The organism is Nostoc sp. PA-18-2419, from assembly GCF_005869855.1.
Taxonomy (GTDB): domain Bacteria; phylum Cyanobacteriota; class Cyanobacteriia; order Cyanobacteriales; family Nostocaceae; genus Nostoc.
This window is the reverse complement of record NZ_SZNH01000002.1, coordinates 272,821-291,142: the sequence shown is the minus strand read 5'-3', so window position 1 is coordinate 291,142 and position 18,322 is coordinate 272,821. Positions and strand designations below refer to the sequence as shown.

Below are 18,322 nucleotides of genomic sequence, written 5' to 3'. Positions count from 1 at the left end.
ACTCAGATTAAGCTAATCTTTTGTTCCTAACAACGAACCGATTTTGATACCTGAAGTCCCTAAACCTGTTGGTCCATTCAGTAACTTCTGTATCACTGGCTGAACATTGGTTTGAGTTGTTTGCTGACCGACACTTGGTCTAATTTTGGTCGCGGCAGTGCCTAACCCTATGGGACCTTGGAGTAACCGCTTTTGTGTCGAGTTATCCCGCAATTCAAATTCCTTATAACGGTCTACCGCCCTATGCCATTTGAGTACGCCGCACATCCACTGTTCCAGTTTCTTAATGTAACCGTACAGTTTTTCCCGAGCACTGGTATTCAGATCGAAATCGTCACACAAGATAGGGAGTTCAGTCGCAACGATGTGTTCAAACTGAAGGGCACGCGAGGTCATCAGGTCGTTAACAATGGCGACGGCGTGGGGAATATCGCAGTTCAGGAAATTCTGAACCGCTAGCACACCGTTATTAATCTCGCCCTCAAACTCGATTTCTTTCTGATAAGAAAAAATATCGTTCGTCAAACAGGCGAAATCAGCAGCCGAATTATCGATATTCTGCATGGTTCGGGTACGGAAAATCTCTGGTGGGATCTCGTTCCCTTGGGAAAGTCGAGACAGGCTCATAGTTAGATCGGAGCCAAAGGTCTTACGACGCATTTCCACATAGTCTATCGGGTCGGGAATGCGATTCTGGGTCTGGTTAGCCAGTTCCCATAACCAACTTTCCGTCATATCCTCGATCGCCTGACGAAACTGGCGACGAGCATTCTTCGTCATGGGGCCAGCCGTCCGCGCCCAAATGTCAGCTAAACCTCGTTCGACTGGGTTCGTTGGTACGGGGATAGGACTCCCATCAAGAGGCATAAACGCTGATAGCCGAGCGTTGAAAACTTTTGCCCCTGCCATATTGCGGCTATGGCCGTACAGTGCCGGGAAGTAGTCATCGGCATAGGTTCCCCAAACCAGCCAGCAAGCTGTGATATTCAACTCAGCACTAGACCCATTGGGATGAATATAAGCACCACATAAGGCTACGTCGGCCACATCAAATTTGTGGTCATCCCAGATGTAAATGCTGGGCATTCCTGGCAGTACGTCCAACATCCCCATCTGACGCGCCCATTCTTTAGAATGCCGCCGAGCCTCGTCTAGATGAGGGTTCAAACTGGTGGAGAAGGGCATATAAAACTGCGGCAGGGTTACTGGCCCTACAGGCTGATAGGGAACATGGGTGAAGCTTTTGAACCGTTTTAGTCCCAAACTATCGTATAAGGCTCTAAGACGGGCCGCTGATGTGCCTAGTCCAGTCGGGCCGCCTAAAAGCCAGCCGAGAGTTGAAGATTTGTCTGATGTTTGGTTCATGTAGCGGCTCGATCGCATGTGCCACTCATGACCCCCCGCCTGCCAGTCCTGAAGTCCTTTGGCATATAGAACTACTTTCAGACGCTCATCAGGAGTCAGACTATATTCCTCGAACAAGGAAGGAAGCTCAGTAACAAAGGTGTTCTCGAACTGTTGCACCCTAGACGTTAGTAAGTCGTTAGTGAGGTTGGCTGCCTCTTGAGTCTTGACATCGAGGAATCGTTCTAAAACTAGGATACAGTTAGCATTTTCCCCTTCTTCTTCCACTTCTCTTTGGTAAGAGAAGATATCATTTCGCAGATGTACTCCGTCAGAAAAAGTGTCTTTGAGGACACGCATTGGTCGAGTGGGAGCGATCGCATCGGGAATTTCTGCCCCAACCGCGTGTTCCACTAGGTTAGCTGACCAAGGCGCTCCCCCCACCTTACGGCGCATCTCAATGTATTCAATGGGGTTAGCGACTCGATCCTGGCTGATATTGGCGAGTTCCCACAGAGACTCTTTGAGAAGAGCGATCGTACTCTCAGAAAACCGGATTACCCAGTCTTGGGATGCATTGGGGATGGTGCGATTCCAGAGGTCTACTAAACCCTTTTCTACAGCATTAGTGGGTTCTGGCTGCGTTTTTTGGGGCTGCACAGGCATAAACGCTGGTAGTCCATTGAGGTACTTCTTAGCCCCAGCCATATCTTGGGTACGCTTGTAAAGCTCAAGGAAGTGATCGTCGAAGAAAAATACCCAAACATACCAGTCAGTCACCAGATTGAGCATCGGTTCATCGGCATCTGGATGGGTATAGGAACACAACAACGCATAGTCATGGGCATCAAACTTGCGCTCATCCCAAATCCCATAATCTTCCGATCCCTCTGCCCCACCCAAAACTCCCATTTCATAAGCCCAAGCTTTAGAATGTACCCGTGCCGCTTCCAAGTTTGGGTTCAGCCGTGCTGGCCAAGGCACATAAAAACTCGGCAACTCAAAAGGTTGCTTGCTTGAAGTCATTGTCCATTTAAACCTATTAGTTTAAGCTTATTATCTTGATTGAAGTCGTGTAATGGTAGTTCTCGTTTACACGAGGAATATTCATAGAACCTCGACACTACCTGCTGGTGTCAACTTAACGTGAAAGCCATTCTATAACCAACTTTTAGAGAGTGTCTCGTTTCCAATCTCTGACAGAAAACACCTGATGAGAGGCTCTGCCTCTTAACTCTCAACTCTGCCACAACAATAGTATTTTCAGCATATGGCTGGAAACAAGGTTTTAAAGGAATTTGGGCTTAAGTTGATACTAATAGGCACTACCGTGTCCGTATACTTAGTGATATAATATTGTACCTTACCTAAGTGGCAAGCGCTGTAATTTGACATCTGCTGTTAATCTTTGATAAGTAAAATTACCTCTAATAATCGAAAAATTCACAAGTTACTCTTGCCAAATATTTGCTATGCATTAAATTACAGCTTATCAACAACATAATCAAGGGTTTTAATAAAACATCTTACTTTTCCTACCTTTCCACTTAATCAAATTAATCTTTTTGTATTTAAATATACTTAATTTTAAATATAGATACTGTGTTTTATTGCTACCTATACCACTTAACTGACTTTCACAAAGAATTACAACTGAAGAGTGTATAAATTTTGTACTTATAGTTTAATCAACTTTATTTGAGCTAAGCGCAAGTGAGTTTAAAAGTCAGAAAAATCAAAATACTAGGTTTGATATTAATTAGTTTTGCAATGGTGTTGTGGTTTAATTTCCGTTCCTTAACACCGTCAATACCGAGTGTTGTATCTTCACCATCAAAAACTATCCGCTACTTCGAGCGCACTTTACCCCAAAGCATAGCTCATATCCTGTTGATTCCAGCTAATAGCAGATTTGTGATAACTCCTGCACTATCACAGAAGCTAGCTACTGTAGAAGAATTTGCCMAGAAGTATCGGGCAGTAGCTATTTTAAACGCAGGCTTTTTTGACCCAGCTAACCAAAAATCTACATCCTATGTTGTCTTACAAGGAAAGTTGGTAGCTGACCCTAAGGAAAACGAGCGGTTGGTGAACAATCCCAATTTAAAGCCTTACCTGAATCAAATTTTTAATCGCGCAGAATTTCGCCGCTACTCATGTGGGCAAACTATCAGCTATTCGATTGCCCTACATAGTGAGTCACCACCAGCAGGTTGCCAGCTAGTCGATGCCATAGGCGCAGGTCCACGCCTGTTACCAAAACTTACCTCAGTACAAGAGGGCTTTGTAGATAATGCCAATAAACGAGATGCACTTGGCAGCAATCAACCCAATGCCAGAACTGCCGTCGGTATCACCCGTGATGGCAGCGTTATTTTAGTTATGGTAGCTCAAAAACCGTCGGTTCCGGCAAATGGGATATCTTTGCCAGCATTAGCTGATTTGATGAAAACCCTTGGTGCTGATAAAGCAATGAATCTAGATGGAGGGAGTTCGTCTTCACTCTACTACAATGGCAAAACCTTTTACGGGAAGGTTGATTTAGAAGGAAATCCAATCAAGCGTCCTGTGAAATCGGTTTTGCTGGTTCGGGAAAGCTAGTAAGCTGCCGTTGATTTAAGAAAGCATTATCTTTTTGTACTGGCTGTTGAGAGTTAATCCTCAGCACTCAGGAATTTTCGAGTCTAAATTTTTTCTTCTATGTTTTTGTTACAATTAGTAAAATTTTTCCCTAAAAATACCATTATGTCTTTATATGCTGAATTACATAGACACCTGGGTGGTTCGGTCGTACCACGAGTTTTGTGGCGATATTTTGAGCGACATTCTTCGGAGTTGATTTCCCGCTTTGCCGACTATTCAGAATTTGAAGATTTTTACACTCGCCCACGCAATACCCTAGATGAGTATCTAGAATTGCACACCTTGGTAGAAAGTGTGCAAACTGTGGAAACTTTGCCTTACTTTATCTATCGTTTGGTGCGAGGTGCTTACATTTTTGAAAATTTGGCTTATCTGGAACTGCGTTATACTCCCTATTTACGAACACCTGAGCATCTGAGTCAATCACAAAGAATTGACAAAATGACAGAAATTGTGCAGGTAGTAGGACAAGCTAGTCAACTGCCAGAATATCCGATTGTTACTAGCCAAATTCTTTGTATGCACACGCGTCTACCCTATGAGGTGAACAAAGCGATTGTTGATTTGGCGGCGCAAAATAAGCAGTATATCTGTGGAGTAGATGTAGCTGGTGGTGATACCTATTATGCCGATCGCTTTGAAGAATGGATTAGTCTATATGATTATGCGCGATCGCTCGACGTTAATACTACAGGACATCTGTTTGAAACTACTGCTGGTTGTTATCCCCAACTCTTACCCTATTTGATGCGAATCGGTCATGGCATCCAAATTCCTTTATTGTATCCAGAGTTACTTAACGATGTAGCTAGACGCGGGCAGTGTTTGGAGGTTTGCCCGACAACTTATTTGAAAACTGGTACTTTACAGGATATACGTCAACTGAAATTAGTTTTTGACCGTTGTTTCGATGCTGGGGTTGATATCGCTATTTGTACTGATAATGCTGGTTTACACAATGTGCGTTTGCCTTGGGAATATGAAAATCTCTTGACTTACGACATTATTAGTTTTGAACAACTCCAAGCTTGTCAGGATGCAGCTTTTCGTCATGCTTTTGCTTGGCCTTATAAGCAACGTCCAGCATCGTTATTGAATGGATTGCTCAAACTTGAACCATCTAAAGTTTTGGCAATGAGCGATACTAATTAACGGTTATGAGTTACAGCAGTTCTCATTTGCATGAAGTACAAAGTTACAGGTTTTGAGGCAGTTATTGGTGGAGGCAGGAGGTAGAAACTCTTTATCTGTAATGAATCAGTCCTGGGTTTTCTACCTCACTTAGCTGCAATCGGCTGTATCAGGTTTTACATCATAAATTAAAGCTTGATTCAAAAACAGAATACACAAGTCAGTCCCGGCAGGGAAGTCAAAAGTCAAAATTAAAAATTCAGAATTAATTTAGTGGAGGAGTTAAACCTAATTTATACTCCTATAAACAAGCAAGCTACATCCACCAGTCGCTAATAAGATTTATGAATTCTGGCGACTGACGCCATAAATATAGATGTGGCTTTTGTATGAGCAGATTTAGTATTGAGAGCTAAATCTGCTAATGGAATAGATATTGCCCCAACGATCCGGCCTTGTCACCAGAAGCTATAAACTATAATTTATGGCATCTACTATTCAAGCTCTACCAACAGAAGTTGTATATCTGATTACAGCGGGAGAGGTCATTGACTCTTTAGCCTCTGTAGTGCGGGAATTGGTAGAAAATTCCCTAGACGCAGGTGCAACACGAATTGTGGTTTCGCTATGGCCGCAGCAATGGCGAATTCGTGTTGCCGACAATGGTTGTGGAATGAACCTAGATGATTTACATAAAGCAGCCACAGCTCACAGCACCAGTAAAATTCGCTCTAGTGGCGATTTGTGGAAAATTAACAGTTTGGGTTTTCGTGGTGAGGCGTTGCACAGTTTAACCACTTTGGCAGATTTAGAAATTTTGAGTCATTGTGTGGTTGGAAAATTAGGATGGCGATTTGTCTATGGGTATGGCGGGGAAGTTGTGCAAGTTGAAGCAACAGCGATCGCACCTGGTACAGTAGTCACAGTCTCTAGTCTTTTTGGTAACTGTTCATCTCGTCGTCAAGGATTGCCGACAATAGCACAGCAAATGAAAGCCGTGCAAGCAACAATTCACCAAATTGCCCTATGTCATCCCCGTGTCACCTGGCAGATTTGGCAAAATGACCGTCAATGGTTTACCATTTCCCCAGCCGCCACAACTGGGCAACTATTACCACAGATTTTACGCCAAGTCCGACAGGCTGATTTACACGAATTGAAACTCGAAGTCCCCAACCCTGTAAATTCAGAACTCAGTACTCCTAACTCTTCACTCCCCATTACCCCTTATCCCCAGGGGGGACCCCACCTTCCCCAATCCCCAGTCCCCAATCCCCAGTCCCCAATCCCTAATGCCCACTCCCTAATCCCCAATTTCCAATCCCCAGTTCCCAGTCCCCTCTCAGCACTAAACTTAGTGGTAGGATTACCCGACCGCTGTCACCGTCATCGTCCAGATTGGGTACGTGTAGCGATTAACGGACGGATGATTAAGTCAGCAGAACTAGAGCAAACAATATTATCAGCGTTTCACAAAACATTACCACGCGATCGCTATCCAATTTGTTTTCTACATCTTGCTATTTCCCCAGATCAAATAAACTGGAATCGTAATCCAGCAAAAACAGAAATTTATCTCAATCAAATCACTTATTGGCAAGAGCAAATTATTCAAGGAATTAATCAAGCACTGCGAATTTCTTCTGTGAATTTCAAAGAAACTGTCCACACAACACGAGTTAGTAAATTACTCAAAGTCGCCGAGGCCAAAGGTGGCTACAATTTAAATTCTCAAAATTCCAACGAGGATAATAAAAATCCTAACTCTGATAGAGACGCGATTAATCGCGTCTCTACTCCTCACTCTTTAAAAGCTGTAGCGCAAGTGAGTAATACTTATATTGTTGCCGAACATGCTGCTGGGATATGGTTAGTGGAACAGCACATTGCCCATGAGCGAGTTTTGTACGAGCAATTATGTGATAGTTGGCAACTCGTTTGTGTCGAACCGCCAATTATTCTTTATCAATTGTCGCCAGTGCAAGTATCGCAATTGCAACGCATCGGTTTAGATATAGAACCCTTTGGCGAACAACTTTGGGCAGTTCGTAATCTACCTGCAATCTTGCAGCAACGCCAAGATTGTGCCGAAGCAATTTTAGAATTAAGTTTGGGAGGTGACTTACAAACAGCCCAAGTAGCTGTCGCCTGTCGCAGTGCTATTCGTAATGGTACACCCATGAATTTGCAAGAAATGCAGACACTTTTAGATAATTGGCAACGCACTCGCAACCCCCGCACCTGTCCTCATGGACGCCCAATTTATTTATCGCTGGAAGAGTCTGCTTTAGCTAGATTTTTCCGACGTAATTGGGTAATTGGCAAAAGTCATGGTATTTGATAGTCTAGTGCCCCATTGACTTGAACAGATATGACCTGAAGATTGAACGCAAACAAGTACTAAATTTTACTCAGAATAAATTCGGCAGCTGCTTCATCGGTAATTAGTCCTGTAATTAACTTGCCATGCAGAGCAGCCAAAATAGCCTCCGCCTTTTTCAGGCCACCTGCCACACCAATAATCAGTCGATGAGCCGGTTGTTCGAGTGCTACACTGGTAACCCGGCTGTTGGTTCCTTTGTGCAGCAATACTCCGTAGCGATCGTAAGTCCAACCTGCAATTTCTCCTACCGCTCCTAGTTCAATTAATTCAGCCACTTCATCGTCATTGATAAATCCGTTTTGATGTAATGGAGCATTCCAGGCGATGTGACTAATTCCGACAAACGTTGCTTTGGCTTGCTCTGCAAAAGCTTTGACAGTAATAAATGATCGCTGAGTCTGCAAAAGTTCCCGTTCTTCAATGCTAGTCGCTACAACCGGAGTCGGCACTGGGTAAGCTTGGGAACCGATGCGATCCGATAAATGCATCACTACTTCGTGGCGACCTGCACGTCCACAATGGGACATATTGCCAATAATTGAAACAATTTTATGCTGAGGTTGATTCATTGAAGGGATTTGCTCGACCATTCCTCGCAATATCCGACCTGAGGAGAACGCCAGTATAGTCGGGGTTTTTGCGATCAGGTAAGCTTCTAAGTGGCTGGCAGCACAAACGCTTATGCCATTGAGTGTATCACTGCTGCCTGCGTCAGTTGGTACTACTTCACACAACGACAGCTCGAACTTATGACGTAATGACTCAGCTAAAGCAATACATTCGCTCAGGGGATGATCGAGGCTAAATTTGATTAATTTTTCACTAACTGCTAATGCAACTAGGCGTTGTGCAGCTTGCCGGGATACATTGAGCTTTGTTGCAATTTCTTCTTGTGTATTGCCTGCGATGTAATAGAGCCAAGCAGCATGAGCAGCTAGATCCAACTTGCGAGTCCTAAAGGACAAGCCAGCTTTGCTGGCATCGCACCGCTCCAATAAAGGTTCTCCCATATCCACCTTCAAAAATTATCTACTTACCAAAAGAATGATTTCTGCATATTTGCCCAAATATATAATTTTTGCTCAGTTATTTGGAAATTTCTATAACCCTCCAGTGACCTCCAAGTTAAACCCAGTAATATAGCTTGCTTCTTCGCTCATCAGAAATGCTACTCCATTCGCCACTTCTTCCAAGCTTCCCAAACGGCGCATTGCTACTGAATCAATCATCTGTTGCTCCACTACTTTAGGATCGGCATCAAAGTACTGTGAGCCAACTGCTGCTTGTAATTCTGTTTGCCGCGTCCACATGAAACCAGGCCCAATCAACGCTGGGGAGAGCGAATTGACTCGAATATTGTCAGGAGCTAAATCTTTGGCTGCTGTCTGAGTCATTCCAATCACCGCAAACTTAGAAGCGCCGTATGCCAGCATATTTGGCGGCCCAACTACACCCGCATAACTTGCCATGTTGACGATTGCACCTCCACCTACATCGCGCAAGTGCTGGGCAGCAGCTTTGAGAATGTGAAAAACGCCGATAACGTTAATATTAATCACCTTTTCAAAGTCATCTTCCGGATATTCGTCGGTTTTAGCAAAGACTCCTTGATAACCTGCATTATTAAATATATAGTCGATTCGCCCAAGTTGCTCAATAGCGCTAGTAAAGGCTTTGGCAACATCATCAGCAGATGTAACATCACAGTAAAATCTACCGACTGGTACGTTGTAAGGTTTCAGTTCCTCAGCCACATCTGCCATCCTCGCTTCATTCAAATCTAGCAGAGCTACACCTGCACMATTAGCAGCAAAACGATGTGCAGTTGCCTTGCCAATATCTCCCGCACCGCCTGTAATCAAGATCATCTTGCCTGCAAACTGATAAGTTGCTTTTCCCGTCATATTTTTAACCTTTTATTGAAGAATTGTTGCAAATAGCTGTCATTTACGTGGGATTGATATGATTTCTATTATTGAGCTTTTGCCCAAAATTAAAGCATAAAATCAAAAACTTAATTCCTAAGATTTTTTAGCTTAAAGGAATTATGCGATGCGTATCTCCCACTTCGCGAAAGTGTTGGCTGCATTCCTCGCTGGATTCCGATGAAACCCGAATTTGGGCTAGGCGAAATTGGTTAAGACCCTTGGATTTAGGTGCAGATTACGATGTAAATGACCTACTCAAACCCATACGAGAAGGGCTTTCCAACAATGGTAAACTTTACGCTGTACCATTTTATGGAGAAAGTTCCATATTCTCCACAGGAAAATGCGGGGTGTGGGTAGATGCAACCGTCGCCACAGGGCTGTTGGATGGTTTTCCTTTCAACGGTATAACTTGCTGAATCCAGATGCACGCAAATTCATTAGAGTTAAAAACTTTACCTTCATTCTCAGTGCCTCAGCTTTATCGATATTGATCGCCATCACCTAACCATTAGTGAATCCCATGAACAGCAATATCAGCAAAGACTCAGCTATCAAGCTGAATGAAGCATCTCTATCTAGTTTAGGAAATAACGTCCGCGTACCCAATTACGATCGCCATCAAATTACTAACGGTATTGTCCATATCGGTGTTGGTGGGTTCCATCGCGCACATCAAGCTTTATATCTCGATAATTACTTTCATCAGCATTCCGGCAGTGATTGGGGAATCTGCGGGGTAGGGCTATTAGAATTCGACAAACGAATGCGGGATGCACTGAGTTTACAAGATTGTTTATATACCTTAGTGGAAAAGTCGCTAGAAGGCGATCGCGCTCGTGTAATTGGGGCAATTACAAAATATCTGTTTGCCCCAGATAACCGCCAAGCAGTAATTAACACCTTAGCAGACCCCAAATGCCGCATCGTCACCCTCACAATCACCGAAGGCGGCTACTACTATGTTGAAGGTAGCGGTGAATTCGATGCCAATCACCAAACAATTCAGTACGATTTGCAGCATCCCGATGAGCCAATTGGCGTATACGGCTTTTTGACAGCAGCCCTCAATCGCCGCCGTCAACAAGGAATTGCACCGTTTACTGTGTTATCGTGCGACAATCTGCAAGGTAATGGTAACATTGCCCAGAAAATGTTGACTGCATTTGCCAAAATGCAGAACCCAAAGTTAGGAAGTTGGGTTGCCGAACAAGTAGCCTTTCCCAACTGCATGGTGGATCGCATTACTCCTGCTACCACCCCAGCAGATATCAAAATGGTGGCAGAACAGTTTAATATCGATGATGCTTTTCCAGTTGTTGCCGAACCGTTCCTTCAGTGGGTAGTCGAAGACAATTTCTGTGCAGGTAGACCGGATTGGGAATCTGTTGGTGTGCAGATGACCAACGATGTTCATCCCTACGAGATGATGAAAATCCGGCTATTGAACGCCAGTCACTTGTTGATTGGTTATCTCGGTACTTTAGCAGGCTACACTTACGTTCATCAGGTGATGGCTGATCCGTTAATTCGGCAAGCCGTTGATAATTTGATGGCAGAAGTTACGCCAACACTGCAATCTGTGCCGGGAATTGATTTAGACGATTATAAAAAAACCTTAATTGAACGCTTTGCCAATCCTAAAATTCAGGATCAACTGCCCCGCCTTTGCCTAAATAGTTCCGCCAAAATACCAAAATTTGTTTTAGGCTCAGTTCGTGACGCACTACGTAGAAATGTGGCAATTGATTACATGAGCCTCACGGTTGCTGCTTGGTTCCGTTACTTGAATGGAAAGGATGACCAAGGTAACGCCATTCCCATTGATGACCCAATAGCAGGTACTTTAACTAAACTAGCTCATTCTAGTGGTTTTGATGCCAAACCATTGCTCAACCTGACTGAAATTTTTGGCGATTTATCGCAGTCGCCTTTTGCTGATGCAGTTGCAAATCATTTACGCAGATTGTATGAGTTTGGAGCTAAAGAAACATTAACCCGATTTTTAGAGAAAACTTAACCAGATTAAAGCTGCGAATTTTTCAGGCGGAAGTTTTATTTCCGTCTTGCGATCGCCCTACCAACCTTAAATTTAAGCTTGATAATTTAGGAGGGACAAATTGACTGATATCGTAGTTGGCTTAGACTTGGGTACAGGAGGAGTGCGAGCGATCGCAGTTGATCTACAAGGGCAAGTTATCGCTCAAGCAACCAGAAGCTATCCTCTGTTAACTCCACAACCCGGTTGGACAGAACAGAACTCAGCAGATTGGGTGGAAGCCAGTTTAGATGCTTTGTTTGATGTGAGTCAACAGCTACAGGGATACCAAGCAATTGCCCTGGGTTTGTCTGGACAAATGCATGGTATGGTTCCTCTTGATGCTCAAGGCAAAGTGATTAGACCAGCAATTTTGTGGAATGACCAACGCACAGGTAAAGCTGTTGTTGAGATTGAAGCCAGTATTCCCCGGCAGGAATTAATCCAGCGCACTGGAAATCCGGCAATTACTGGCTTTCAACTGCCGAAGCTTTTATGGTTGCGGACTGAAGAACCACAAGCCTACTCTCGGTTGTGGCAGATTCTTTTACCAAAAGATTATCTGGGATATGTGCTAACTGGCGAAATATTTACAGAACCATCTGATGCGTCTGGTGTCGGCTGTCTGAACTTAGCAAATCGGCAATGGGATACAGATATTCTCCATACTCTTGATCTCAATCCAGCGTTGTTCCCTCCAGTCATCGAATCTACCGCGATCGCCGGACGGTTGAAAGTAGAAATAGCCACTCGCGTAGGATTACCTGCTGGATTACCTGTGGTCGCAGGCGGAGGTGATAATGCAGCAGCAGCCATTGGTTTGGGCATCTCATCAAGCAACCTCAATCGGGGTAGTTTGAGTATCGGCACATCAGGAGCTATCTTTGCACCCTGCGTAGGCGTAGCCCGCGATAGACATCGCCCAATTCCCGATCCAGAAGGTCGGGTGCATTTGTTCTGTCATGTGGATGGGGGGTATCATCTACTGGGAGTGACGCTAGCCGCAGGTGGTTCTCTGCGTTGGTATCGAGATACATTTGCACCGCATATATCCTACACTGAATTGATGGATATAGCAGAGCGATCGCAGCCTGGTGCGCGTGGTGTTCTATTTCTGCCCCACCTTGCAGGAGAACGTAGTCCCCACCTCGATCCAGATACTCGTGGTGCTTTGGTGAATTTGTCATTAACTCATACGCCAGCAGATATAACCCGTGCTGTTCTAGAGGGGGTTGCATTTAGTTTGCGGTCAGCGTTGGAGGTAATTAGTGCGATCGCTCCTGTTCATCAACTCTTAGCAACCGGTGGAGGCGCACGCTCTCACACTTGGTTACAAATTTTAGCAGACGTTTTGCAAACAGAACTGATTGCTTCCAAAGCCGAAGAAGGAGCCGCTTACGGAGCAGCTATTTTGGCAATGGTGGGGGTTGGTACTTACCCCAACTTAGAAGCTGCACTCAAAATCTTCGCGCCGGATGATAATGTAGTACAGCCCCAGGCAAATCCTTTGTATGAAGCAGGGTTTGAGCGCTACAAGTTACTTTACAATGCCTTGAAGGCTGTTCGTGCATCGATACCTTAGGTAAAAGAGTTATAGGACTCGTATTTGATTTTTACTTTCGCTAGGTAAAACTTAAAAGGCTTCTTCCCTACTCTGTGTCTACACAAACAAGTTAAAATTATAAAGCGTTGTCCTGATTCTAGCTTGTTTACGACACACTCAATTAAGTCGATATACCTAGAGAGTGATTTTTTTTATAACTGGAGATAACGACAACTTCATTCTACAGATTGATGTATACCTTTGAGTCTTAAAAGTAAAAATAAGTCAGTAAACATTGAATGAAGAACTCACCAAGAGTATTTGTCCAGTAACCATTCGTGAGTTAATACACAAATACTAAAGCTAATTTCTTCAGGTTAATTTTTTAACAAGTTTAACATTGAAGTGTAGCTTGCTAGTTTTTTTGGTAAAGTTTGCCAAATAAAATTTACCGAATAGAATCATCAGCTCTGCCGATCAAATATAATGTTTTGCGTTGTTAACGCTGTTATCGAGGATTTCACGATGAAAGTTATTGCTTCTGTTTTATCTATTTTGCGTCCAGTACGTTTTCTAGTTGTCGGTTTTACTTGTGCGTTACTACTCCTATCTAGTGCTTTTCCTGCTTTTGCGATCGATAGCTACCAAAGTAAGTCTACTGAGGGAGAAACACAACTACTTGACATTCAGCGCGAAACTGACGAAGCCGCTAAAAAACCACCAGCTGGACTTGAAGAGGTTAAAAGGAAGTCAACCGAAGGACTCAATGAAGTTCAAGGATCTGCTGACAGTGACAAGCAAAAGAACCCTGAAAATTCACAGAGTGCAGTCACAATAGAAGAAAAGCTGAAGAATGCGTTGGATAAAGTTACAGGTAAGTAACACAGTTAATACTTGTCTTTCATAATTGTTCAGTAGTAATGGGTGATTACTTTCATGTAATCGCCCATTAATCATTAGCAATCACAAACAAATAAATTTAATTAAGAATAACATAAATTATTTTGTTATAACTGAACAAAAATTAAATCAAGCTAACTAAGTACTATAGCAGTCCATTTTGATTGATTAACTTACCTCTATAAGTAGGTGAGAAGCAAAAGCCAATCCGATAACAGAATTATAAAAGATTAAAATATACTTAATTTTCTGAAAAAATTAAATATATTTATTATATTATTCCATTTCATCAAAATACCTACCTATTAAGGCATAGGTACAATTATTAATGCGCTAAATAATTTCCACTCACAATGCTTCCTTTGGTTGATGTGGATTATGTCCAAAATTTGAGATGTTATTAAATAAGTTTGCTTAGGAATGGAAAACAATGCGTCCGATAAACATTGGTTTGACACAAGAACAACGTCAAGGTGTGATTAATCTGTTGAATCAAGATTTGGCAGATGCGTATCTACTGTTAGTAAAAACCAAAAAGTATCATTGGGATGTAGTCGGTCCTCAGTTTCGTTCTTTGCACCAACTTTGGGAAGAACATTACGAAAAGCTGACTTTAAATATTGATGCTTTAGCAGAGCGGGTTCGTGCTTTAGGTGGTTACCCGATTGGCTCAATGGAAGGATTTCTTAAGGTTGCTACCCTCAAGGAACATGCTGGTGATGTTCCCACCGCAACGGGAATGGTATCGAATTTAGTGGAAGATCACGAGCAGGTTATTCGTAACTTCAGAGACCATGTAGATCGCTCTGCTGAAGAGTTTCACGATCAAGGAACTTCTGACTTTTTAACTGGATTGATGGAACAGCATGAGGAAATGGCTTGGATGCTGCGTTCATTCATTGAAGGACAAGCAATAGACTCAGATGGTAGACAGTCGGTAGCACAAGCTAAGACCCCTGTAGGTGTATAGCTACTCCACGATTTCTGAGCTGAGTAAAGCAATTTAGGTAGTTAGTTGAGGGAGGAATGAATCCTCCCTCAACTAGTCTAATAATATCATGTTCCGTTGGATACTTATGATATCTGTGAGGGTTGGTATTGGGTAATGCGCAAGAAAAACACAACTGTTCACCTCTTGCCAATTAGTAATTACCAATTACCAAAAAAACCAACCATTTAGCCGAACTTGATATAACATCTATTCGCCTGCATCTCCCTTAACTATGTTCGCAGTAAAAACAACATAAAAAGAGGATTATTCAAATGCCAGAGGTGTATAAAGCAGAACGTACTATTTCTGCTGTATTCAAAGAACAAAAGCAAATTGATGATGTTATTCGACGTTTATTAGACAGAAGTGTGCCTAGAGATCATATTTCTGTTATGGGTAGAAACTTTCAGTCGGAAACTCGAATTTCTGGCTTTATTAGTAAAAAAGATGTGATTCTGGGAGGTTTGAGAACAGGGGCGGTTTTTGGTTCCTTGTTTGGTTCCTTTCTCAGCTTGCTCACAGGTGTAGGTGTACTATTTATTCCTTTTGTTGGTTCAATTGTGGCAGCAGGGCCAATTGGTGCAGTGTTGCTAGGAGCTGCTAGTGGAGCGATCGCAGGTAGTGCAGGTGCCGGTTTAGTATCGGTTTTGACCACTTTGGGTATGCCAGAAGATAAAGCGGCTATTTACCAAACCCGCTTACAAGCTGGTGAGTTTTTATTGATGACAGAAGTTCCAAGCGATCGCACCGGGGAATTTCAATTACTCCTCGAAAGTGCTGGTGGTGAAGAAATTCAAGTAATTGAAAAAACACTGGCTCGTCCTTGTCCGGGGATATGCAACAGCCCAGAAGACTTATCTCCTGAAGTTCGCACTCATCTTTCTATTGAAGCTCAGCGTACATTTATTGAGCGCTATAACGCTGTACTCAATGAAAAAAGTGACGAATCTAGCGCGGAGCAAGCTGCTTGGCAAGCTGTTCACGAGCAATATGATGAAGATGAAAATGGCGTTTGGTCAAAAACCAAAGTAAAAGCTTAAACTAGGGATCATTATTAGTCATTTGTCATTTGATTATCACCTATGACTAATGACATTATGGCAATTTATAGCTAGCAATACGCAGATTTAACTTACCTTGGCGGGGATTTTGGCTGAATACAAATGCGCCTTCTTCACTTTCACCACTAGATAAAAAATCGATTTGTTGCTCTCCTGATTCTGCAACTTTGCCGTCAATTAGTAACTCAGCCATAATTTGAACTGACTCGGCTGTGTCTCCTCCGGTATTCACAACTTCAAAAGGTACATAAAATTGTCCATCAATTTCCCGAATTACTTCTTTTTTAGTGACAGAAATAATCGGAGGTTGATTTTTTTCGATCACCCAAGTGTAGCCTACCAAACTCACAATGATCGCGAGGATAAACGAGGCGATGCTGAATGTCACCCACTCAGCAAGGGAACGTTTGGCTTGCTCTGGGTTAGTCATATTGCTAACCTACCAGCTGCACCACCAATAGTTGCTGGTAAACCTAATATCAAACTATGATCTAACCACATTGTCCAGGGGTCGCTAAAAGTTAACTTTTGAAAGAACCATAACATGAAAGCGCCTGCTAATAGTGATACTAAGTAGGACATGATGGTTTCGCTAGATGGTCTTTGGAAAATTCCTTTTTGTTCTCTCCGCTTTCGCTGGTCAGAAAAGCCAGCCTGAAATACAATGCCATAAGAAATCAGCAAAGATGCAGCGATGATTGCCAATTGCCAAACTGGTGAAACCGCTGCTGCTAACATCGTAACTTCATCTGTTGGGGCGATGTTAAATGCAATTATGGTTGCACCAATTAGAGTTCCCCCAATATCGCTAAAGGTGGCGTTTAACTCATTCTGGTTATTTTTACTTGAACTATTTCCCTGGTGTGCTGTTTTATCCTCTTCATTACCGTTTTTAGTATCTCCCAAAAACTGTTTGGCTAATGCTACACCAAGAGTAAAGGGTACACTTTCAAAGATAATTTTTCCTAAAGATTCTCTGAGGGAAGTTTCTAACGTCAATTCTCGCAATAGTAATAGCACAAAGGCAGAGCAAGCTATTCCGATCGCTATTGCTTCTACGGTATCCATTGCGGCTTGACGAGCTTGGGAAGTATATCTGCGTTTGCGAAAACCTTCTGTGAGATTGAGCAAGAAAACTACAATAAACATCAGTGCGATCGCTATCATCATTAATTGTGGTTTTGCTAGCGATCCAATCCACCAAACCTCCATTGTATACAGTAAGGGTATGCCAAATAAAAAACCTCCACAAGCACCCCGAATGATGTCATTAATCTGACTCCACCAGACATTTTTCTGAGGTTTTTTTACCACTCTTTAAATTTCCTTTTATTTAGATAATATTTCAATTTAAAACAATGATTCCTGCATATATAGCAGGAAACAGCATAGATAAATTTTATTTATAAAGCTTTGATTTTTAATATTATATACTATTACACTACACAATATCTATCTTAAGATACTATAATTTATATAAATTTTATCTCCCTTGATGGAACTAAGTAACAATACATTATTACTACATTTAGTAATAGTTCTACCAACTACAAGCCGGAGACAAAAACATGAGTGCCGAAAAAAGAATCGAAGCGACTGCAAAAAACATTGAAGGAAAAATTCAAGAGGTTGTGGGTGAAGTCACTGGTAATCCCGAAGATAAAGTTGAAGGAAAAGCAAAGCAAGCCGAAGCCCAGTCTATTCATGTTGTAGAAAACATTAAAGATGAAATCAAGAAAGCTTTAAGCTAATTTAGCTTGTACAATGTAGCTCGTTATTTTAGCTATGAATCATTAGTTGTTATCTAACACTAATTACTCCACTACTTTTTGAGTAAGTGGAGTTTTTTATGATGAAAAAATTTGTTAACAACTTAGCTCCAAGCATAATTTATCTAACAATTTGATTCAATTAATAACTAGCACGTCCACCTACTAAATTCCATATAAAAATCGCAATGATTGCACCAATTACGGCGACAATTATACCAGGAATGCTGAGGGATGCAGCAGCTAATTGAAATCTACCTGTTTCCAAGAGAGTAACTAATATTCCACCAACTACAGCACCGACAATACCTAAGACCATAGTTGCAACAATACCGCCACCTTGACGACCAGGATAAATAGCTTTCGCTATAGCTCCGGCAATTAAACCCAGAATTATCCAAGCAATTATGTTGAGCATAATTTAATTCCTAAGAAAAGTTAATAACTAGCTTAGAAATTACAATACTATTTTCCTTCTACCGTAAGATATAGGTATTGAAGAATGGAGAATTTAGAATCAATTAGTGTAGTCAAGCACGGTCAACAATTATAACCACTAAATGTGCATATCATAGTATGATGTTTCACTTG

General features: G+C 42.3%; 16 protein-coding genes. 10 read left to right on the top strand and 6 right to left on the bottom strand.

The features are described from left to right. Nucleotides 1-12 precede the first annotated feature (12 nt). Nucleotides 13-2,370, bottom strand: coding sequence for a family 2 encapsulin nanocompartment cargo protein terpene cyclase (locus FCR06_RS03140; protein ID WP_138497394.1), 2,358 nt, complete (start codon nt 2,368-2,370; stop codon nt 13-15). A gap of 744 nt (nt 2,371-3,114) precedes the next feature. On the opposite strand from FCR06_RS03140, the gene FCR06_RS03135 reads away from it, so the two are divergent. The 3 genes from FCR06_RS03135 (at nt 3,115) to mutL (ending at nt 7,459) form a co-directional block, all read left to right on the top strand. Next, on the top strand, nt 3,115-3,945 hold the full coding sequence (locus FCR06_RS03135; protein WP_138497533.1) for a phosphodiester glycosidase family protein: 831 nt from the start codon (nt 3,115-3,117) through the stop codon (nt 3,943-3,945). 144 nt (nt 3,946-4,089) lie between these two features. Beyond that, nucleotides 4,090-5,139 (top strand): adenosine deaminase, encoded by a 1,050-nt coding sequence (locus FCR06_RS03130; protein WP_138497393.1) that lies wholly within the window; start codon nt 4,090-4,092, stop codon nt 5,137-5,139. Nucleotides 5,140-5,602: 463 nt separating this feature from the next. Next, nucleotides 5,603-7,459 carry a DNA mismatch repair endonuclease MutL gene (gene mutL, locus FCR06_RS03125; protein WP_138497392.1) on the top strand — a complete coding sequence of 619 codons (1,857 nt, stop codon included), beginning with the start codon at nt 5,603-5,605 and terminating at the stop codon, nt 7,457-7,459. 59 nt (nt 7,460-7,518) lie between these two features. Here the strand turns inward: mutL and FCR06_RS03120 are convergent, their stop codons facing one another. Together FCR06_RS03120 and FCR06_RS03115 are read right to left on the bottom strand one after the other, a co-directional pair. Continuing rightward, nucleotides 7,519-8,511: a sugar-binding transcriptional regulator gene (locus FCR06_RS03120; protein ID WP_138497391.1), complete on the bottom strand. Its 993-nt coding sequence runs from the start codon at nt 8,509-8,511 to the stop codon at nt 7,519-7,521. Nucleotides 8,512-8,601: 90 nt separating this feature from the next. After that, nucleotides 8,602-9,405: an SDR family NAD(P)-dependent oxidoreductase gene (locus tag FCR06_RS03115; protein WP_138497390.1), complete on the bottom strand. Its 804-nt coding sequence runs from the start codon at nt 9,403-9,405 to the stop codon at nt 8,602-8,604. 143 nt (nt 9,406-9,548) lie between these two features. Between FCR06_RS03115 and FCR06_RS33350 the strand changes: the two genes are divergently transcribed. The 6 genes from FCR06_RS33350 (at nt 9,549) to FCR06_RS03085 (ending at nt 15,941) form a co-directional block, all read left to right on the top strand. After that, on the top strand, nt 9,549-9,848 hold the full coding sequence (locus FCR06_RS33350; protein ID WP_223280021.1) for a hypothetical protein: 300 nt from the start codon (nt 9,549-9,551) through the stop codon (nt 9,846-9,848). A gap of 104 nt (nt 9,849-9,952) precedes the next feature. Then, nucleotides 9,953-11,449 (top strand): mannitol dehydrogenase family protein, encoded by a 1,497-nt coding sequence (locus tag FCR06_RS03105; protein WP_138497389.1) that lies wholly within the window; start codon nt 9,953-9,955, stop codon nt 11,447-11,449. Nucleotides 11,450-11,549: 100 nt separating this feature from the next. Next, nucleotides 11,550-13,049, top strand: coding sequence for a xylulokinase (gene xylB / locus FCR06_RS03100; RefSeq protein ID WP_138497388.1), 1,500 nt, complete (start codon nt 11,550-11,552; stop codon nt 13,047-13,049). A gap of 486 nt (nt 13,050-13,535) precedes the next feature. After that, nucleotides 13,536-13,892, top strand: coding sequence for a hypothetical protein (locus FCR06_RS03095; RefSeq protein ID WP_138497387.1), 357 nt, complete (start codon nt 13,536-13,538; stop codon nt 13,890-13,892). Between the two features lie 448 nt (nt 13,893-14,340). Beyond that, on the top strand, nt 14,341-14,880 hold the full coding sequence (locus tag FCR06_RS03090) for a Dps family protein (protein WP_138497386.1): 540 nt from the start codon (nt 14,341-14,343) through the stop codon (nt 14,878-14,880). A 293-nt stretch (nt 14,881-15,173) separates the two neighbouring features. Next, the gene (locus FCR06_RS03085) at nt 15,174-15,941 is read left to right on the top strand and encodes a ChaB family protein (protein ID WP_138497385.1); all 768 of its coding nucleotides are present in this window, start codon (nt 15,174-15,176) and stop codon (nt 15,939-15,941) included. 55 nt (nt 15,942-15,996) lie between these two features. On the opposite strand, the gene FCR06_RS03080 is transcribed toward FCR06_RS03085, so the two are convergent. Next, nucleotides 15,997-16,392, bottom strand: coding sequence for a TIGR02588 family protein (locus tag FCR06_RS03080; RefSeq protein ID WP_138497384.1), 396 nt, complete (start codon nt 16,390-16,392; stop codon nt 15,997-15,999). Next, nucleotides 16,389-17,276: a TIGR02587 family membrane protein gene (locus tag FCR06_RS03075; protein WP_138497383.1), complete on the bottom strand. Its 888-nt coding sequence runs from the start codon at nt 17,274-17,276 to the stop codon at nt 16,389-16,391. The genes FCR06_RS03080 and FCR06_RS03075 overlap by 4 nt, the downstream gene beginning before the upstream one ends. A gap of 254 nt (nt 17,277-17,530) precedes the next feature. Between FCR06_RS03075 and FCR06_RS03070 the strand changes: the two genes are divergently transcribed. Then, nucleotides 17,531-17,713, top strand: a complete 183-nt coding sequence (locus FCR06_RS03070; RefSeq protein WP_138497382.1) for a CsbD family protein — start codon at nt 17,531-17,533, stop codon at nt 17,711-17,713. A gap of 160 nt (nt 17,714-17,873) precedes the next feature. On the opposite strand, the gene FCR06_RS03065 is transcribed toward FCR06_RS03070, so the two are convergent. Then, complete coding sequence (locus FCR06_RS03065; RefSeq protein ID WP_138497381.1) at nt 17,874-18,149, bottom strand: GlsB/YeaQ/YmgE family stress response membrane protein; 276 nt, start codon at nt 18,147-18,149, stop codon at nt 17,874-17,876. Nucleotides 18,150-18,322: the final 173 nt, after the last annotated feature.